At 41.8% G+C, this 17,155-nt stretch carries 11 protein-coding genes; 2 read left to right on the forward strand and 9 right to left on the reverse strand.

Annotation, left to right across the window (positions count from 1 at the left end; translation table 11 throughout):
• Window positions 1–484: 484 nt before the first annotated feature.
• Together L6494_RS19465 and L6494_RS19470 are read right to left on the reverse strand one after the other, a co-directional pair.
• Complete coding sequence (locus L6494_RS19465; protein ID WP_237989377.1) at window positions 485–1,456, reverse strand: phosphatase PAP2 family protein; 972 nt, start codon at window positions 1,454–1,456, stop codon at window positions 485–487.
• Between the two features lie 187 nt (window positions 1,457–1,643).
• A complete protein-coding gene (locus tag L6494_RS19470) occupies window positions 1,644–2,675 on the reverse strand; it encodes a DUF4114 domain-containing protein (RefSeq protein WP_237989379.1) in 1,032 nt (343 codons plus the stop codon).
• 431 nt (window positions 2,676–3,106) lie between these two features.
• On the opposite strand from L6494_RS19470, the gene L6494_RS19475 reads away from it, so the two are divergent.
• Entirely contained in the window at window positions 3,107–4,411 is a 1,305-nt protein-coding gene (locus L6494_RS19475) for a DEAD/DEAH box helicase (RefSeq protein WP_237989381.1), read from the forward strand.
• A gap of 199 nt (window positions 4,412–4,610) precedes the next feature.
• Here the strand turns inward: L6494_RS19475 and rpsU are convergent, their stop codons facing one another.
• The 7 genes from rpsU to L6494_RS19510 all read right to left on the reverse strand — a co-directional run bounded on the left by rpsU (window position 4,611) and on the right by L6494_RS19510 (window position 12,942).
• Window positions 4,611–4,799: a 30S ribosomal protein S21 gene (gene rpsU / locus L6494_RS19480; RefSeq protein WP_237989382.1), complete on the reverse strand. Its 189-nt coding sequence runs from the start codon at window positions 4,797–4,799 to the stop codon at window positions 4,611–4,613.
• A gap of 129 nt (window positions 4,800–4,928) precedes the next feature.
• On the reverse strand, window positions 4,929–5,249 hold the full coding sequence (locus L6494_RS19485; protein WP_237989383.1) for an RNA recognition motif domain-containing protein: 321 nt from the start codon (window positions 5,247–5,249) through the stop codon (window positions 4,929–4,931).
• Between the two features lie 240 nt (window positions 5,250–5,489).
• Window positions 5,490–6,347 carry a sulfate ABC transporter permease subunit CysW gene (gene cysW, locus L6494_RS19490; protein ID WP_237989384.1) on the reverse strand — a complete coding sequence of 286 codons (858 nt, stop codon included), beginning with the start codon at window positions 6,345–6,347 and terminating at the stop codon, window positions 5,490–5,492.
• Window positions 6,334–7,203 carry a sulfate ABC transporter permease subunit CysT gene (gene cysT, locus L6494_RS19495; protein ID WP_237989385.1) on the reverse strand — a complete coding sequence of 290 codons (870 nt, stop codon included), beginning with the start codon at window positions 7,201–7,203 and terminating at the stop codon, window positions 6,334–6,336. Before cysT ends, cysW begins: the two co-directional genes overlap by 14 nt.
• A 113-nt stretch (window positions 7,204–7,316) precedes the next feature.
• Window positions 7,317–8,468: a sulfate ABC transporter substrate-binding protein gene (locus L6494_RS19500; protein ID WP_237989386.1), complete on the reverse strand. Its 1,152-nt coding sequence runs from the start codon at window positions 8,466–8,468 to the stop codon at window positions 7,317–7,319.
• Window positions 8,469–8,710: 242 nt separating this feature from the next.
• Window positions 8,711–11,989, reverse strand: a complete 3,279-nt coding sequence (locus L6494_RS19505) for a PAS domain S-box protein (RefSeq protein ID WP_237989387.1) — start codon at window positions 11,987–11,989, stop codon at window positions 8,711–8,713.
• Window positions 11,990–12,168: 179 nt separating this feature from the next.
• A complete protein-coding gene (locus tag L6494_RS19510) occupies window positions 12,169–12,942 on the reverse strand; it encodes a class II glutamine amidotransferase (protein WP_237989389.1) in 774 nt (257 codons plus the stop codon).
• 1,288 nt (window positions 12,943–14,230) lie between these two features.
• Between L6494_RS19510 and L6494_RS19515 the strand changes: the two genes are divergently transcribed.
• Entirely contained in the window at window positions 14,231–16,963 is a 2,733-nt protein-coding gene (locus tag L6494_RS19515; RefSeq protein WP_237989392.1) for a zinc-dependent metalloprotease, read from the forward strand.
• The last annotated feature ends 192 nt before the right edge of the window (window positions 16,964–17,155 follow it).

Consider the following 17,155-nt stretch of genomic DNA (forward strand, 5'->3'; position numbering starts at 1 on the left):
CTGAAGGTATGTAGTATAAATTACGATAGAAAGTTGCAACCAGAGAATAAGTCTCACACAAAAATCCGTGATTTTTCTTAAAATAGGAATAGGTAATGCTGATATAGCCTTTCTCGTTTGAGTGAGTTACAAGAACCCCATCCCCAACCTAGTACCGCAAAGCGGAAGTCAGTACAATTCGCAATTCGCAATTCGCAATTCGCAATTAATGCCCACGGATAAATCCGGGGGCTTGAACCAATCAAAGTTTAAAATGTTTCTATCCATAAATAAATTTAGGGGTTTGTACCATCAAGGAATAATTGGTCATTTTGAATTTTGAATTTTGAATTGGAGTGTAAAGCCTGCGGCATAGCTTCTCCTAACGGAGAGGCTGCGCCAACACTTAACGCGTAGCGGCTGTCTTTGCTACGCAACGCTGCCGCGAATGCGGTAGCGTCCCGCAGGGAACGTAGAGAAGCGAATCATAACTAATTTACCGCCATTAAAAATTAGTTGAAAAGCCATAATTTGGCTGCCACTCTAAATAAAGAATACAGAAAATCAACCATAATAAACCTGCGGCATATCCAGCCAAAACATCAGTAGGCCAATGTACTCCCAAATAGAGTCTACTAAAACCTACTGCCAAAATTATGACTGTAGTCGAACTTAAAATTTGTTTACGCCATTGGGGAAATTGCTTCGCCAAAATATAAGCGATGCAGCCATAAATTGCTGTCGAAACCATTGCATGACCACTAGGAAAACTATAGTGAACTGCATTGACAATATAATCCCAATGTGTGGGACGCGCCCTTCTAAAAATTTCTTTGAACAGCACATTTAAACCCACTGCACCCAAGGTTGCTATACCCAAAGTAGTTGCTTCTCGGTGGCGTTGATTCTGCCAGAGATTAATTCCTAGTGCGGAGCAAATTGACAGAAAAACTACCGGCTCACCCAAAAAAGTTATCCCCTTCATGATGGCATCAAGCAGAGGAGTATGAAGCTTTTGCAGTCCTAGCAAAATGCTTGTATCTAAACCATTTTTGTATAAAATCCCACTGCTTAAAACTAGAGTTGTCGCAGCCGCAGCCCCTAAAATTAGTTGACTGTTGAGTTTGTCTAATTGTGGCTGCATGGGCAGAGTTACTAGTTGTATAGGTTCTGCTGCTGTGGTTATAGATAAATTTTTAGGGAATTTTTGATAATCTAAAACAATATCGTGGAGTCGGGAAGCGATCGCACTATGCTTAAAATCAGGGCTAAATATCACCAGCACATTGCCTGTTAAATGGTTAGCACTCACTTGGGTAATATTTTTCTCTTGTAATAGCCGTGATTCAATGTATTTTCCCAGAAGTTCGGAAAGGTGCAGTCCTTTTACCTTGAATCTGGCTCTACCTTTAACAGCCGTATGTATTGCCTGAATTAAACTATGCTCATTTGAGAGATTGCTAAAATTCCCGTTCATCGTCCCAGAAGTCCATCTTGAATTATTAATTTCCTACACCAATAATCCTTAACTCCACCGTATTTTAGTATAGGCGATCGCACCAACAATAAAAAACCTTCCCTAGAACAGAGAAGGTTCAAATGATTGAGTTCGTAGTAAGGACTTTAGTCCTTAAAAAAGGGCTAAAGCCCTTACTACGAACCTATTAAAACCCAGTAACAACAGGTTGGGAAATTTGAGGTTGCAGAATATCAGTATTAAAGTGGTTGACAATCTCATTTCCTATGGTGGTATTCACCCAATCATGATAATGAGCCAATTCCCAGCTAGCATTACCGTTGAAACGCGCGCCTTCGGTGCGATCGCTAATTAAAATGCGACCTTGTGTAGAGTTACTTAAAGCGCGAGATGCGGCTTCTCGGATAAATTGTAATGAGCCTGGTTGGTAGTTTTCCATCCCTTTGAGGCTAAAAACCGCTAATTGTCCCTGATACCAACCGCCATCATAAAGATAATCAACTTGAATTTGACCCGTACCATCGACAATAAAAGTACCTGTTTCAAACAGAGGACGGTTAACATATTGTGATAATTCTTGTCCAACTTTGGTATTTAACCAATTACGGTTGGCGTAGACAGCATCTTGTAGTTCAGGTGCAGTTGCAGTTGCACCCAATACCTGAACCACCATATCGTTGAAATCACGATCACTGGTTTTTAAGGTATTAATATCTTCCCAACCGAAGGTATTACCCTTACCCGTGATATCTGCAATCTGGGGTGAAACTGTCCCGGTTTTTGTATCTACTGAACCGAAAGAAAACAGAACTTTGTCTGTATTAATAGATGTACTTTGAGCAATCTTCGCTACCGTAGTATCAGTAACTAACATCATGGCGAAGGTAGTTCCGGCTGTCATGTCAAACAGCTGCGGCCCTTGGTAGACACCACCATTAAAATCTTTCTCCCAGGATAATTCATGATTCAGGTCGCTAAAACGAGCGCGATCGCTTTCATCCCGAACAACTACATAACCGGAATTAGAATTGCTGAGGGCGCGTTTAGTTGCTTCCAGGATAAATTCTGCCGAACCTACCTTCATATCTTCCATACCTTGAAGACTGAAGATTGCTAGTTCTCCCTTATTCAATCCACCATCATATAGAAAATCAACGCTAACTTTGCCCGATAATTCAACAGTAAAAATTCCATTATTTAAGTCAGCAATTGTTGTCATTTTTTTATTTTTAGCAATTCAAAGAAGCAACTTGGTTCATTTTTTTAACTTTTATTACGCGAAAAAATAAGCTGTAATTACACGTTTTTTTATATAAAGTTTCTATTAAGAAAGTAACTGGTTATTTAAAGGTATAGGGGACAGGCAAATAATGTATGTAATTAATTCTGTTTAAGACACAACGAACTATACTCTGTTAAAATACAGAATTGGGGCATTCGCTTTCAGTCTTGGCGTTTACTGCCCAACTAGTACAGCACGGCGTAAATAAACAGACCATTCTCAATCGTTCAAAGCCTTAAGATATAGGACTTTTGACTTTTGATTTTTGACTTTTGACTTCCGCGTAGCGGTACTAGCCATGCCAACCATCCGTCCGCCTCAAACTGATGCCGCCACTGGCGACAGGCCGATGTTAATTCTGGAGTTTTATGTCTTTTTCTACTCTCGGCTTGTCAAAAGAAATTATCCGTGCAGTCACCGAACGGGGTTACACCAAACCTACACCAATCCAGATGCAGGCGATTCCTGCCGTCTTGTCGGGGCGTGATTTGCTAGCTGGCGCACAAACGGGGACTGGAAAGACTGCCAGCTTCACGCTACCGCTTTTACATCGGTTGTCTTCCGACAATAGCGTTCAAAATACATCTAATGAATACTCACCAATCCGGGCGTTGATTCTCACCCCAACTCGTGAACTCGCCGCACAGGTGGAGTTAAGCGTGCGTGAGTATGGCAAGTATCTAAATTTGAACACGATGGCAATGTTCGGTGGGGTCAGCATTAATCCCCAAAAACGGCTTTTGAAGGGTCGTGTGGATATTCTAGTTTCTACCCCAGGGCGACTGCTAGACCATGTGCAGCAGGGTACGATAAATCTGTCACATATCGAGATTTTAGTGCTAGATGAAGCAGATCGGATGTTAGACATGGGTTTTATTCGTGATATCCGGCGCATTCTCTCGCTCCTACCCAAACAGCGACAAAATTTGCTATTCTTCGCCACCTTCTCAGAAAAAATTAAGGCACTTGCTACCGGGCTACTTAATCAACCGAAGATGATCGAGGTAGCACGCCGCAACGTTACCGCCGATACAGTAGCCCAAAAAGTCTACAAAGTAGACCGTGACCGGAAACGTCACCTACTTGCTCACCTAATTCGGCAAGATAACTGGTATCAAGTGTTAGTATTCACTAGAACAAAGTATGGTGCTGACCGTCTGGTTAAGGAGTTAAGCCAGGAGCGTATTCAAGCACTAGCCATTCACGGTAATAAGAGTCAGTCGGCGCGTACCCACGCTTTAGCAAAGTTCAAGAACGGTAGTTTACAGGTATTGGTGGCAACAGACATTGCAGCGCGAGGTCTTGACATCAGTGAACTACCCCATGTGGTCAATTTCGATCTGCCCAATGTACCAGAAGATTATGTTCATCGCATTGGTCGTACTGGTCGCGCTGGTGCGTCAGGTGAAGCGGTATCGCTGGTATGCGTCGATGAATACCCGTTGTTGGCAGATATCGAAAAACTGATTGAACAGCGATTACCTGTTGAAGTGGTTGCTGGCTTGGGAGCGAATTCCCACACCAAGCTGGAAGCAGTTCCAGATGAACGCAAGCACAGACCTCAAGGTAGCCAACGTCCGGTTCGCTCTACAGCTAAAAAATCGGCACAGCGAACCATAACAGGTGGGAAAAAGTCTGATGGTCGTCCCGGTCGCATCAAGCCTATGAGCTAAACGAAGCCTGACCGGGGAATGGAAAATTCAAAATAAAAAACCTCTTGCAAAAGTCCGAAAATGATATGTGTCATTCTGAACGAAATGTAGAATCTTTGAGATGTTTCGCTTCGCTCAACATGACAGGTTCAGCATTTATGTAAGAGGTACAAAAAACCCTCATAAAAATTATGAGGGTTTTTTATACTTATCACACTATTTAAGTGCGGAAACGTCTTTTACTTTGCTTGTGCAAGGCAATCTTTTTGCGCTTGGATTTTTCAATAGGCGTTTCAAAGTGACGGTGCTTCCTCATATCTTGAAAAATGCCCGCCTTGGAAACTTCTCGCTTAAATCGACGTAAGGCTGATTCAATGTGTTCATTGTCCCCTACTACTATTTGGGTCATTATCCCTCCTGCTAAATTGGCTTAATTAATGGCTCATAATGGTCAGTTGTCTAGTTGACTAAAGTGTAAAAAAAGTCAGACTCTTGATATAACCTGAAAATTCGGTTGAAAAATTTCAGTTTTCAAAACTTAGTAGCGGTTACGTCCGCCACCTCCACCGCCACCGTATCCTCCCCCACGGTTTCCACCAAAAGAACCCCCTCTATCTTCTTTAGGCTTGGCTTTGTTAACTTTGAGGTCACGACCCATCCATTCAGCACCGTCAAGGGCTTCGATGGCAGCTGTTTCTTCAGCTTCAGTTCCCATTTCCACAAAAGCAAAACCGCGTGGACGGCCTGTTTCACGGTCAGTAGGTACTTGAACCCGCTTTACAGTACCGTATTCGGCAAAAACAGCACTCAAGGTATCTTGAGTAACTTCGTAAGAGAGGTTGCCTACATAAATTGACATAGATTGTCTCCAAAATTATTACTGTGTAGAGATTTAAATTTCGGAGAAAAACCTGTCAAGACCAAAAGGGAAAAACCTGTCAATACTAAAAACAAAGATGCTCACCGAATTAACTCTCCTTCTATAGGATGCCATAGAAGCCGATTGTCTGCATCCAGTAGATGGTTAATCAGTGATGTATTGAAAGTGAAGATTGAGAATTAGCAAGAGTTTCCACTGACGCAATGTCCAATCCTTTAATTATTCTACATCTTTAATACGGGTTTTTCGTTCGACAATCTCCTTGAGTATCAAGGTGACGACGGCGAGTAAGGCTAACAATACAGCCGCAGAAAATGCTGCCTCTGTTTTGTATTGTTTATAAGCTTCTTCGACAAATAAGGGTAAGCTTTGGGTAATATTAGCAATGTTACCTGAGACAACGGACACCGCGCCAAATTCACCCATTGCCCTCGCATTGGTCAAAATTAAACCATAAAGCAACCCCCAACGAATCCCAGGTAAGGTCACGCGCCAAAATATCTGCCAATCATTTGCACCCAGGGTTCTAGCGGCTTCTTCTTGGTCTTGACCAAATTCTTCTAAAACGGGGATGACTTCCCGCGCCACAAAGGGCATACTCACAAAAGTTGTTGCTAATACCATCCCTGGTAAGGCAAAGACAACTTTCACGTCATGAGCTTCCAGAATAGTGCCAAACCAGCCATTCCGCCCGTAGAGTAACACAATCATCAAACCAGCAACGACAGGGGAGATGGAAAAAGGCAGGTCAATCAGACTTAAGACGAAAGCACGTCCGGGGAATTTATGCCGCGCGATCGCCCAGGCTGCACACAAACCAAATACTAAATTTAAAGGTACGGAAATTAATGCCAATACTAGGGTTAATTTGGCAGCATAAAGGAAATCAGTACGGCCGAGGTTGTCTATAAATGGCCCTACGCCCTTACTGAAGGCTTGAAAAAAAACGTTAATGGCGGGGATATATTGAACTAGGGCTAAATATGCGATCGCAATTCCAATTAACAATGTGGGAACGAAACTCTTCTTTTGTCTGGGATGAGACGTATTTGCCTTAGATCCCTTACTTATTGTCATATCTTCTTGCCCAAGATTGTAATAAATTGATTGTTAAGAGCAATACTAGGGAAATAGCCAGTAGCACTACGCCAATGACAGTTGCACCAGAATAGTCATACTGCTCTAAACGTTGGAAAATCAACACAGGGGCAATCAAATCTTGAAATGGTGTATTAGAAGCAATGATCACCGTCGAACCATACTCCCCCACCGCACGGGAAAAACCCAAAGCTACACCTGTCAAAATCGAAGGTAATAAGGGAGGTAAAATCACTTTCCAAAAAGTTTGCCACTGGGAAGCACCCAAAGACCAAGCAGCTTCTTCAATTTCTATTTCCATTTCTTGTAGTACAGGTTGTACTGTTCTGACTACAAAAGGTAATGAAATAAACACCATTGCCACCCAAACACCTAAGCGGGTGAAGGATACTTTAATCCCCATTGGTGCAAGCAGCGAACCAATCCAGCCATTATTACTGTACACTGTTGCTAGTGTTAAACCTGCTACCGCAGTTGGTAATGCAAACGGTAAATCTACGGTAGCATCAATTATTCTTTTGAGGGGAAAGTCGTAGCGCACTAACACCCAAGCTATGAGAGTCCCAAAGATGCCATTGAGTAACGCAGCCAGTAAGGAAGTGACAAAGGTGACGTTGTAAGTGGCTAAAGCCAGATCACTAGTAGCAATTGCCCAAAATCTAGTCGGTGTTTCTGTACTGGCTTTAAGAAACATGGCAGCCATTGGGAGAAATAACATAATTGTTAGATATCCCCAAGTAATCCGCCATGTCCAAGGCATTTTTATGACTGGACGGAGAAATTTTTGCCAAACCGGAATTTTATGATCAATTTCCGCAGTAGGAGATAAGCTCATAGACAATTCAAAATGAGTTAAGTAGAACGGTGTAAATAATTAAAGGTTTGTAGTCAGGATTTTAGTCCGAAAAGAAGGACTAAAGTCCTTACTACGAACTCGATCACAATCCGCTATCTTTTAATACTGGATTGAACTTGGTCAAATACACCGCCATCAGCGAAGAATTTTTGGTCAATGGTTTGCCAACCACCAAAGTCTTGAGCTGTACCTAGAGTTTTGACTGCGGGGAACTTATCTTTGACTTCTTTGGTTTGAGCTACTGTCTCTTCTACTGGTCGGAATCCTAATTTGACAAACTCTTGTTGTGCCTCTGGTGTATAGAGGAATTTCACAAACGCTTCTGCCACTTCTCTATTACCGTGTTTATCAACGTTTTTATCAACCACTGCAATGGGATTATCGATGGAAATGTTAACTTCGGGGATAATGTAGTCTAGTTTCTCACCTTTTTGTTCTGCCAAGATAACTTCATTTTCGTAGTTGATTAAAGCGTCTCCCTGTCCTTGTTTAGCAAATGCGTCTGTTGCTTCTCGTGCATCTCTAGTCAAAATTGGCACATTTCTATAGACTTGAGTGACAAATTCTTTGGCTTTGGCTTCATCGCCGCCATTTTTAATCCCAGCATTCCACAGTGCTAAAAAGTTCCAACGGGCAACACCAGAGGTTTTGGGGTCAGCTGTAATTACTTTAATATCATCTTTAGCTAAATCTGCCCAATTTTTGATGCCTTTGGGGTTTCCTGGGCGAGTAATGATTGCTGCTACAGATTTAGAAACTATACCGTTATTCGGAACTTCTTTTTCCCATCCTGGCGCAATCAGTCCAGCCTTCTCAATCTTTTCTGTGTCTAGTGCCAATGCCAAGTGAACCACATCTGCATCTAATCCATCAATGACAGCACGAGTTTGAGAACCTGAGCCACCGTAACTTTGTCTAAAGGTGACAGTCTGGTTATGTTCTTGCTGCCATTTTTCGACAAACTTGGGAATAATCGCCTCGTGAGCTAGTTTGGTGACAGCAAAGGAAACTAGGGTGATTTGGACATTTGGTTTGTTGGCAGCAACAGGATTCGCGGTAGATGCTTCGCCAGTGGTATTATTTTCATTTCCCCCAGAGCAAGCAGCAAGGGTGAGACTCAACATTGTTCCCACTATCATCAATGAGACAAAGCCTTTTAAGGAACTAAATCTAAATCTCAACAGGCTTTTTCCCTGCCCAGCAATCAGCTGTAATTGTTTAAGGGGTCGCTGCCACAAGCTCATGCCAAATTCTCCTAGAGAATATACGGTTAATCGATGCAAATACAGTTGTATATAAATAATAATCGCAGACTTTTCGTAAAATTGACAAGCAAAAACTTCATATTCCCTATCGGAATATGGGAATTAAAACAATTCGCAATGGACTAACGTCCCGCTACGCTAACGCAATTCGCAATTCGCAATTAAATTTTTCTTCCCCTGCTTCCCCTGCTTCCCCTGCCCCCTGCCCCCTGCCCCCTGCCCTAAACCATGCCAACTAGTCTGGCAACAGCCGAGGCTAAAGTGTCTGGTTCTATCGGTTTAGGTATGTGCATTTGAAAACCTACTGCCTGTGCCTGTTTTTGGTACAATTCTCCAGCGTATGCAGTCAGTGCGATCGCTGGAATTTGTCCGTTATTAGCCGATGTCCTAGTCCTAATTTGTTGTAACAGTTCATAGCCGTTCATTTGCGGCATTCCAATATCACTAACTAAGACATCGGGTTTTAAACGCGCTAATATTTGCAAAGCTTCTAAACCTGATGATGCTGTTATCACTTCTGCTTGATACATTCGCAGGACAAAGGTAACAAATTCGAGGGAGTCGGCATCATCATCCACAACTAAAACTTTAATCCCACTAAAATCAAAGGAAATATCTTGCTGCTGATTGTGCTTAGGAGTCTCTGAATTAAAAGTAATTGGTAGTTTAACTGTGAAAGTTGCCCCCTGCCCAATACCAGGGCTATGGGCTGTAATAGTACCGCCATGTAGTTCCACTAAGTTACGGACAATTGCTAGTCCTAATCCCAAACCACCAAAGTTTCGGGTAATGCTGCTATCTTCTTGCCAAAAGTAATTAAATATGTATGGTAAAAATTCTGCACTGATGCCTTTACCTGTGTCACTGATAGTGATTTGAGCATAGGATCTAATCTGCTCTAATCTGATTTCTATTTTCCCGCCTGGTGGTGTAAATTTGACAGCATTGGATAGTAGATTCCATAGAATTTGTTGTAAGCGGGCTGCATCTCCTGCTACTTTTCCTAAATTGGGTTCAATAATAGTTTGAATTTGGATGTTTTTATTTTCTAATGCTAAATGCACCGTTTCTATAGCGGCTCTTGTGATGGAAACAAGATTAACTGTGGAAACATTCAGGGTGATTTTACCCTGCATAATTCGAGATATATTTAGTAAGTCTTCAATTAGACGTAACTGTAAATCGGCATTGCGCTCAATAGCTTCCAAGGCTTCAGCTGTTTTGTTTGCTTCTAATCGGCCACTTCTGATTAGTTTAATCCAACCCAGAATTGGGTTCAGGGGAGTCCGCAGTTCGTGGGATAGGACTGCTAGAAATTCATCTTTAATCCGGTTAGAGGCTTCCGCTTGCTTACGTGCTGCTTGTTCTCTTTGTAATAACTGTTCCCGTTCTATTTCCAGTTGCTTGCGTAAGCGAAGCTCGTTGTAGACATCGCTAATTTCCTCACAGACAATATTAATACCGATGACTTGTCCATTATCATCCTTCAAAGGATGCCAACTCTCTAGCCATGTGCGACTGACACCAGGTTGAGCAGCAGTTTCACCATTGATTTCAATGTTGAGGACAGGTTCACCTGTTTGGATAATATTACGTAATATGGGTTCGACTTCGCTTGCTAGGTTTGGGACAGTCTCTCGCACGCTACGCCCCAAATGTGCTTCTACTGGAATCCCATTAATTTCCGCTAACCGTTGATTAATCCGCACAAAGCGCAACTCAGTATCTAAAGCACCCAGACCAATCGGTGCAGTTTGGTAAATTGACTCAATTTCGTTGAGTTGACGGCGAATTTTTAGATCATTTTGCAGCAGTGTTTCCTCTATCTGTTTGCGGGTTGTAATTTCTTCTGCTACATAACAAAATCGAGGATGTCTAAACACAGATGAATTAATGGGGGCAACTGTCACTGACAAGTAAATAAGATGTTTCTGATTATCCTCATGAACATACTCAAATTTTACAGGTTCACCCCGTAATTCAGATTCACGGTACTGGGTCAGCCACACTTGAATAATAGTCGGGGTTACTCCCAACTCACTAGCCAGTTTCCCAGTTGTGCTACCTGGTTCATGACCAAAGAAACGGCAGGTGGTAGAGTTATCGTAAATGTGAAGAATATCATTCTCAGTAATCTCGACCACTCCCATTAGCATCGGTGCATTGTCGTAGTAACTTCTCAGAGTTGCTTCTCGTTCGGCTAAGGTGGCATTAACTTGTTGTAATTCAGCCGTCCGTGCTGCTACCCTTTGCTCTAATTCCTGGTTTGCCTGTTGCAGTCTTGCTTCTAATTGTTTACGCTTAGTCATGTCTGTGTGCGTTCCTGCCATCCGCACCACATTTCCCGCCTCATCCCACAGTGCTTGACCGCGATCCAGAATCCATTTATACGTGCCGTCTTTGCACTGGACACGATGCTCAGTGCTGTAAAATGGAGTTTTGCGCTCAAAGTGGTCTTGAATCGCCTGCATGACCCAATTGATATCGTCGGGATGTACGCGTTTTGCCCATTCATCTAGATGGTTGTTAATTTCGTGGTCTGGGTATCCCAACATTTCTTTCCATCTAGCTGAGAAAAAAACTTCATTGGTAATAATATTCCAGTCCCAGACACCATCATTACTACCGCGTAGGGTTAATTGCCAGCGTTCTTCACTCTCCCGCAATTGTGCTTCTAGATGTTGGCGTTCAGTTTCAGCACGCACCCGATCGCTAATATCCCGTCCTTCTGGGAGCAACAGGATGACTGTTCCCGACTGATCAAGCAAGGGTTTGAGGGAAAAATCGATGGTGACGATGCGATCGCCTACTCCCAATACTTCGACTTCATAGCGGACAAATTCTCCCTTTGCAGCTTGGGTGATCGCCGCTTTTAATTTATCTTGGGTTGCTGTGGAAATCGTCCACCACCGCACTTCCCAAAAGGGACGATTGATCACATCTGCTCGTATTAAGCCAGCAAAATCTAATGCCGTCTGATTGGCTTCTATCAGAATACCTTCAACGGTGAGTAACCCGATAAATTGAAAAGTATGATTGAAAATAGCCCGAAATTGTTCTTCCCTTGATTGTTCCGCCTGGCGCAGTTCGGCATTCTGGATGGCAGTTTTTATCGTGAAGCGTAACTGCTCTGGTGTAAATTGATCTTCAACAAGATAGTCTTCTGCACCCGCTTTCATTGCTTGCACTGCTAAAGCTGTATTGTCTTCAGCAATCATCACCACGGGAGGACAGCTTTTTCCCCATTGAGATTTCAGCGTTTTTAATACTGCTAATCCATCTTGATCACTCAGGTGATATTTCAAAATAATTGCGTCGATGATACCAGCCTCATTCCAGGGAGTCTGATCACAACACAAATTTAAGACATCTTTCGCCGATTTTGCTGTTATTATGGTATAATCAATGTCTGAATAAACATTTAGATAAGAACGATACTTATCTTGATTAATCTCTACCTCATCAACAATTAAGATTGCGTGTCGGCGTTCTGTCAGCATGGGTTTTCATCAGAATCAAAGGTGAGTGATTCAATTGCAAGTTTGTAAAAAAAACTGCCCAGAGATTTATTTTTTACATCACAGGGTTTTAAACCCAAGTTTTCGCTAATAAATACTTAAGCAAGACAAAATTTTAGCCAAATTGAGAATAACATTTTTTTGCATCAAGCAAGTAGATCCTAAAAATGTTGCAATGGCAACCCATCTTGAAACACTAATAATTCTCCCGGTTGAATGGGTGTCCAAACCTCGTTATCTGTGAGGGGAGTGGTGGCGATGACGGCGACGCGATCGCTTGATGTGGTTAATTCGTTAAAATCTACAGTCATATCTTGGTCTATTAAGTGAGCCGCCGCAAAGGGTGCTTGACGGACTATATAACTCAGTTTAGTTGAGCAGTGAGTAAAAAAATGTTCCCCATCGGAGAGTAAGTAATTAAAAATACCTGCCGTGGCTAATTGTTCTGTAACTTTTTGCAGTACAGGATACAATCTATCTAAGGGGGGTTGACCTTGGGGAAAGCTTTGTCTGAGGGTTTCTAAGATTACGCAAAAGGCTTTTTCACTATCAGTATTACCCACAGCCTGATAAAAACCTTGAGGTTCTGGATCAAAATCTGGCAAATTGCCGTTATGAGCAAACACCCAATACCGTCCCCAGAGTTCCCGGCGAAACGGATGGCAATTATGTAAGGCGACTTCCCCTTGGGTAGCCTTACGAATATGGGCGATAACGTGGGTAGAGTGGATGGGATAACGCCTCACCAAATCTGCGATCGCAGAATTAATAGAAGGTTTAGCATCTAAAAATATTCTACATCCTTTACCTTCAAAGAAAGCAATCCCCCAACCATCACTATGATCATCTGTTCTTCCTCCCCGTGCGGAAAACCCTTCAAAGGAAAAGCAGATATCGGTTGGCACATTACAATTCATTCCCAGCAGTTGACACATTGATATTGCAGTTTCTGAATTTTTAACTTATGCCTCAGAATCAAGATACTTCAGAATGCGATCAATATTTTGGTGCGATCGCTGCATTTTCCACAATGGTGAATAATATTATCTTTGCTTGATTTATGCCGTGCTGTACTAGGTTATCATAAACCTCGCAATAATACTTATGAAAAATATTACTGTTTCAGGCATATCAATTGAATAATTGAGGTTTTTTCTGATCTCAGTCCTCTAAATATTGATCCCCAAATTCAAGCAAGCGGTATTTCTGTAAGCGAGTCTACTTATAAATGATTTCTTTAATATAACTTAATACCAATTTTAAGTGTTTTTACCGAAGATATTACTTACGAAAAAAAGAATTATTAAAACAGTTATGTAACTAATAACTTTGTTACATAACTATAAAATTTTGTTTTGAAACTACATTTTTATAAATTCAAAAAATAATGAATACTTGTCCCTGTTGCTCTCATCGGCTTTTACGGCATATCCGCAGTCATGAAGTTTATTTTTTCTGCCGACAATGCTGGCAAGAAATGCCAGTTTTAAAGAAGACACATAATCACCATTTTCACCCGATGTTTAGCGATAAAAAAGAGGGGTCTTACATCAATATAATCTAATCGACACACGATAAATACCGCACTGCTATAGCGTTTCTTAATCACATGAAGTATATAGCCTCCTCCCCGCTTGCTCTTAGAGGATGTTTGAAAAGTACCTATTGGTGTAGCAAAACATTTCAGATCCCCCTAAATCCCCCTTAAAAAGGGGGACTTTGATTCTTGTTCCCCTCTTTTTAAGCTACCGTGTATACACAAGTTATCGAATCACTATCTGTCCTCGAATTACCCTACCCTAACCCTCCCCTTGGAAAGGGGAGGGAACTGGATTTTCTGGTTTCCCCCCTTTCCAAGGGGGGATTAAGGGGGGTAAAACCTTGATCTAGAAAGAATATCTGACTTGTGTATACACCGTAGCTTTTTAAGGGGGGTTAGGGGGGATAAACAAGTGTCTAAAATCACAGCAAACCACTTTTCAAACAACCTCTTAGGGGGTTGGGGGTGGGGTTCTTGTACCTCACTAAAGTGAGAACCGCTATAAGAGGATGGTTAAAAATTCGGAATGGGTATAAAAAACATCTATCTTTAGTTTGATTAAATCTCTGCCTGAAGAAATAAATATTGCTAAATCTTGAATTTTATTTTATAAATTAAAAATCACGGAATAGCTATCGATTTTGTCCTCAACACGAGAGTCGCTTCAGGCAGAAAACTAACGAATGAAATACTGGATAAATAAAGTAGTAATCTTGGCATTTTTATTGTATGTTTTATTACTAAATACCAATTATGCCAGAGCCGACCAGCTTTCAAATCCTGATGTTCAGCAATTAACCACAGTCCCGATAGTGGAAAAATTAGCAATCGTTGACAATAATCTTGGGGAAAGTATCAAAGAAGATTTTTGGCGATTTCGTGAGCAATTTAAAGGAACAAATAAATTACAAGGACTATTCACACTTTATAGTCATGAGGATTCAGGGGAAATTTACTTAGAAATTCAGCCAGAACAATTAAATAAAAATTATTTAGCTACAGTCACATTAGAATCGGGGATTGGTGAGGCGGGGATTTATAGCGGATTACCGCTTGCTGATTATCTGTTTTATTTCCGCCGAGTTAACAATAATTTGCACTTTGTGGTACGTAATGTTAAATTCCGTACAGAATCAAGTGAAGCAGAACAGCGATCGCTAGCTCGTTCATTTAGCGACTCAGTTCTTTATTCACTGGAAATAGCAAGTATTGATCCGCGCAGTAAAAATATTCTGATTAACTTGGATAATCTGCTCATGCAGGATTTTCCCGGATTAACTCCCTTATTGAAATACTCTTTACAGGCTGATTATCGGCTAGAAAGAAGCAAATCCTATTTTGGTGATGTTAAAAGCTTCCCAGAGAATGTTGAGATTGATGCAATTTATGGTTTTTCATCACCAGAAGGAGCAGATTTAGTCACTTTACCCGATAGTCGCTCACTTAGCTTGAAGGTACACTACAGTTTTTCTCAACTTCAAGAACACAACGGCTATATTCCCAGGTTAGCTGATGACCGAGTGGGATATTTTATTACTGCCTTTCAAGACTTCTCAAACAATCACACTCAAGAACCCTTTGTCCGTTATATTAACCGTTGGCATCTCGAACCATCCGACTCGAACGCACCCTTATCACCACCCAAACAGCAAATTGTGTTTTGGATTGAGAATGCTGTACCGCCGCAGTATCGTGAGGCGATTCGTGAAGGTGTGCTGATGTGGAACAAAGCATTTGCCAAAGCAGGATTTGAAAATGCGATCGCAGTGCAACAAATGCCAGATGATGCTGACTGGCAACCAGGCGATGTCCGCTACAATACTATTCGCTGGTTTAATTCTTTAGATGCTGGTTTTGCCAAAGGGCCAGCAAGAGTCAACCCCCTCACCGGCGAAATCTTAGACGCAGATATTATCATCGATGCCAACATGGTGCGATCGGTTCAGCAAGAATATCACGCACTGATGGAAGACAATAACCTCTGTCAACAGGTAAGAGACACAAGCCAGCAGCATAATATTAACCACGTTTCTTCCCCTATACCCCTACACCCCTACACCCCTACACCCTTTGAATCTTGCTATAGCCAACATACATCAGAGCAAGCCTCTATGGGGGCATTGGCGTTATCACTGTTGCAAAATACTCAACCCAGTAGTGAGGCGATGCAGGAGTATGTACATCAATATTTGCGTTATCTCATCGCCCACGAAGTCGGACACACTCTTGGTTTGCGTCACAACTTCCACGGCAGCACTATGTTAACGCCTGAAGAATTAAATAACACTGAAATCACCCACACTAAAGGTTTAGTTGGTTCGGTGATGGACTATCTACCTGTGAACATAGCACCCCAGGGAGTCCAGCAAGGTGAATATTTCCCTAGTGTGATTGGCCCCTACGATGAATGGGCAATTGAGTACGGTTATAAAAACAGTCCTCACGCCGTTGGTGAGATGATCAATCCAGAAGCAGAAAAGAGCTTTTTGCAGCAGATTGCCTTGGCATCTCCCCAACCAGAGTTATCTTACGCGACTGATGAGGATATCTTGGATATCAATCCTCTCGCCAATGTTTGGGATATGAGTAGTGATGTACTAGTCTATTCCCAGTGGCAAATGGATAATGCCCGTGTGATGTGGCAACGTCTGGATGAGCATTATTTACCACGGGGAGAAAGCTATAGTAATCTGCGCGTTTTATTTAATCGAGTCCTGAAATATTATTTTCGTAACGCCAACTTGCTTTCTCAATATATTGGGGGGGAATCGTTCCGCCGTGTTCATGCTAGTGATGATAGTTCATGGGCATTTGTACCAGTTCCACTGCTGAAACAACGTCAAGCATTGGCGAAGTTACAAGAGTATGTGTTTGCTGAGGATGCTTTTAGTTTCTCACCGCAATTGCTGAATCAGCTAGCACCATCACGCTGGCAACACTGGGGAAGCTTTGCGCCCAATAATCGCCTTGACTATCCCATTCATGAAAGTATTTTAAGTTATCAAAGGGGAATATTGCGATCGCTATTTAATGCTGAACGTCTCCATCGTTTACGGGATCTAGAATTAAAAACTCTAGTTGGGCAAGCACTTTCCATCCCGGAATTATTCGACACCTTGCAACAAGGCATCTGGACAGAAGTTTTAGCTACGGGGGAAGCAAAGGCAATTTCTAGCATCCGGCGTTCTCTGCAACAAGAACATCTGAATATTCTGCTAGAAATGGTCTTACATCAATATGATGTACCAGATGATGGCAGAACACTCGCTTGGTATGAATTGCGCCAACTGCAAAACGCCATTAATACCCAGGTAAAACAATTTGGGGAAAAACTGGATACTTATACTCTAGCCCACTTAGAATTTTCTAGCGATCGCATCACGAAAGCCTTAAACGCACAGTTATTTTCACAATAATTTAGTGTTTGAGGGGGTTTACGATTATTTCCTCAATTTTAAAAAAAAGCTTGAGTCTCTGGATAGAGAAATATCATAGTATTTGCTGATAATTTCTATCTTTAAGGAAATTGACTAGTCATATTTAATCAACAATTTTACTTACGTATCTAGAGGGTTGATATTTTTATTATTACTCCTCATAGTTAATGA

This window comes from Nostoc sp. UHCC 0870 (genome assembly GCF_022063185.1).
GTDB lineage: Bacteria > Cyanobacteriota > Cyanobacteriia > Cyanobacteriales > Nostocaceae > Trichormus.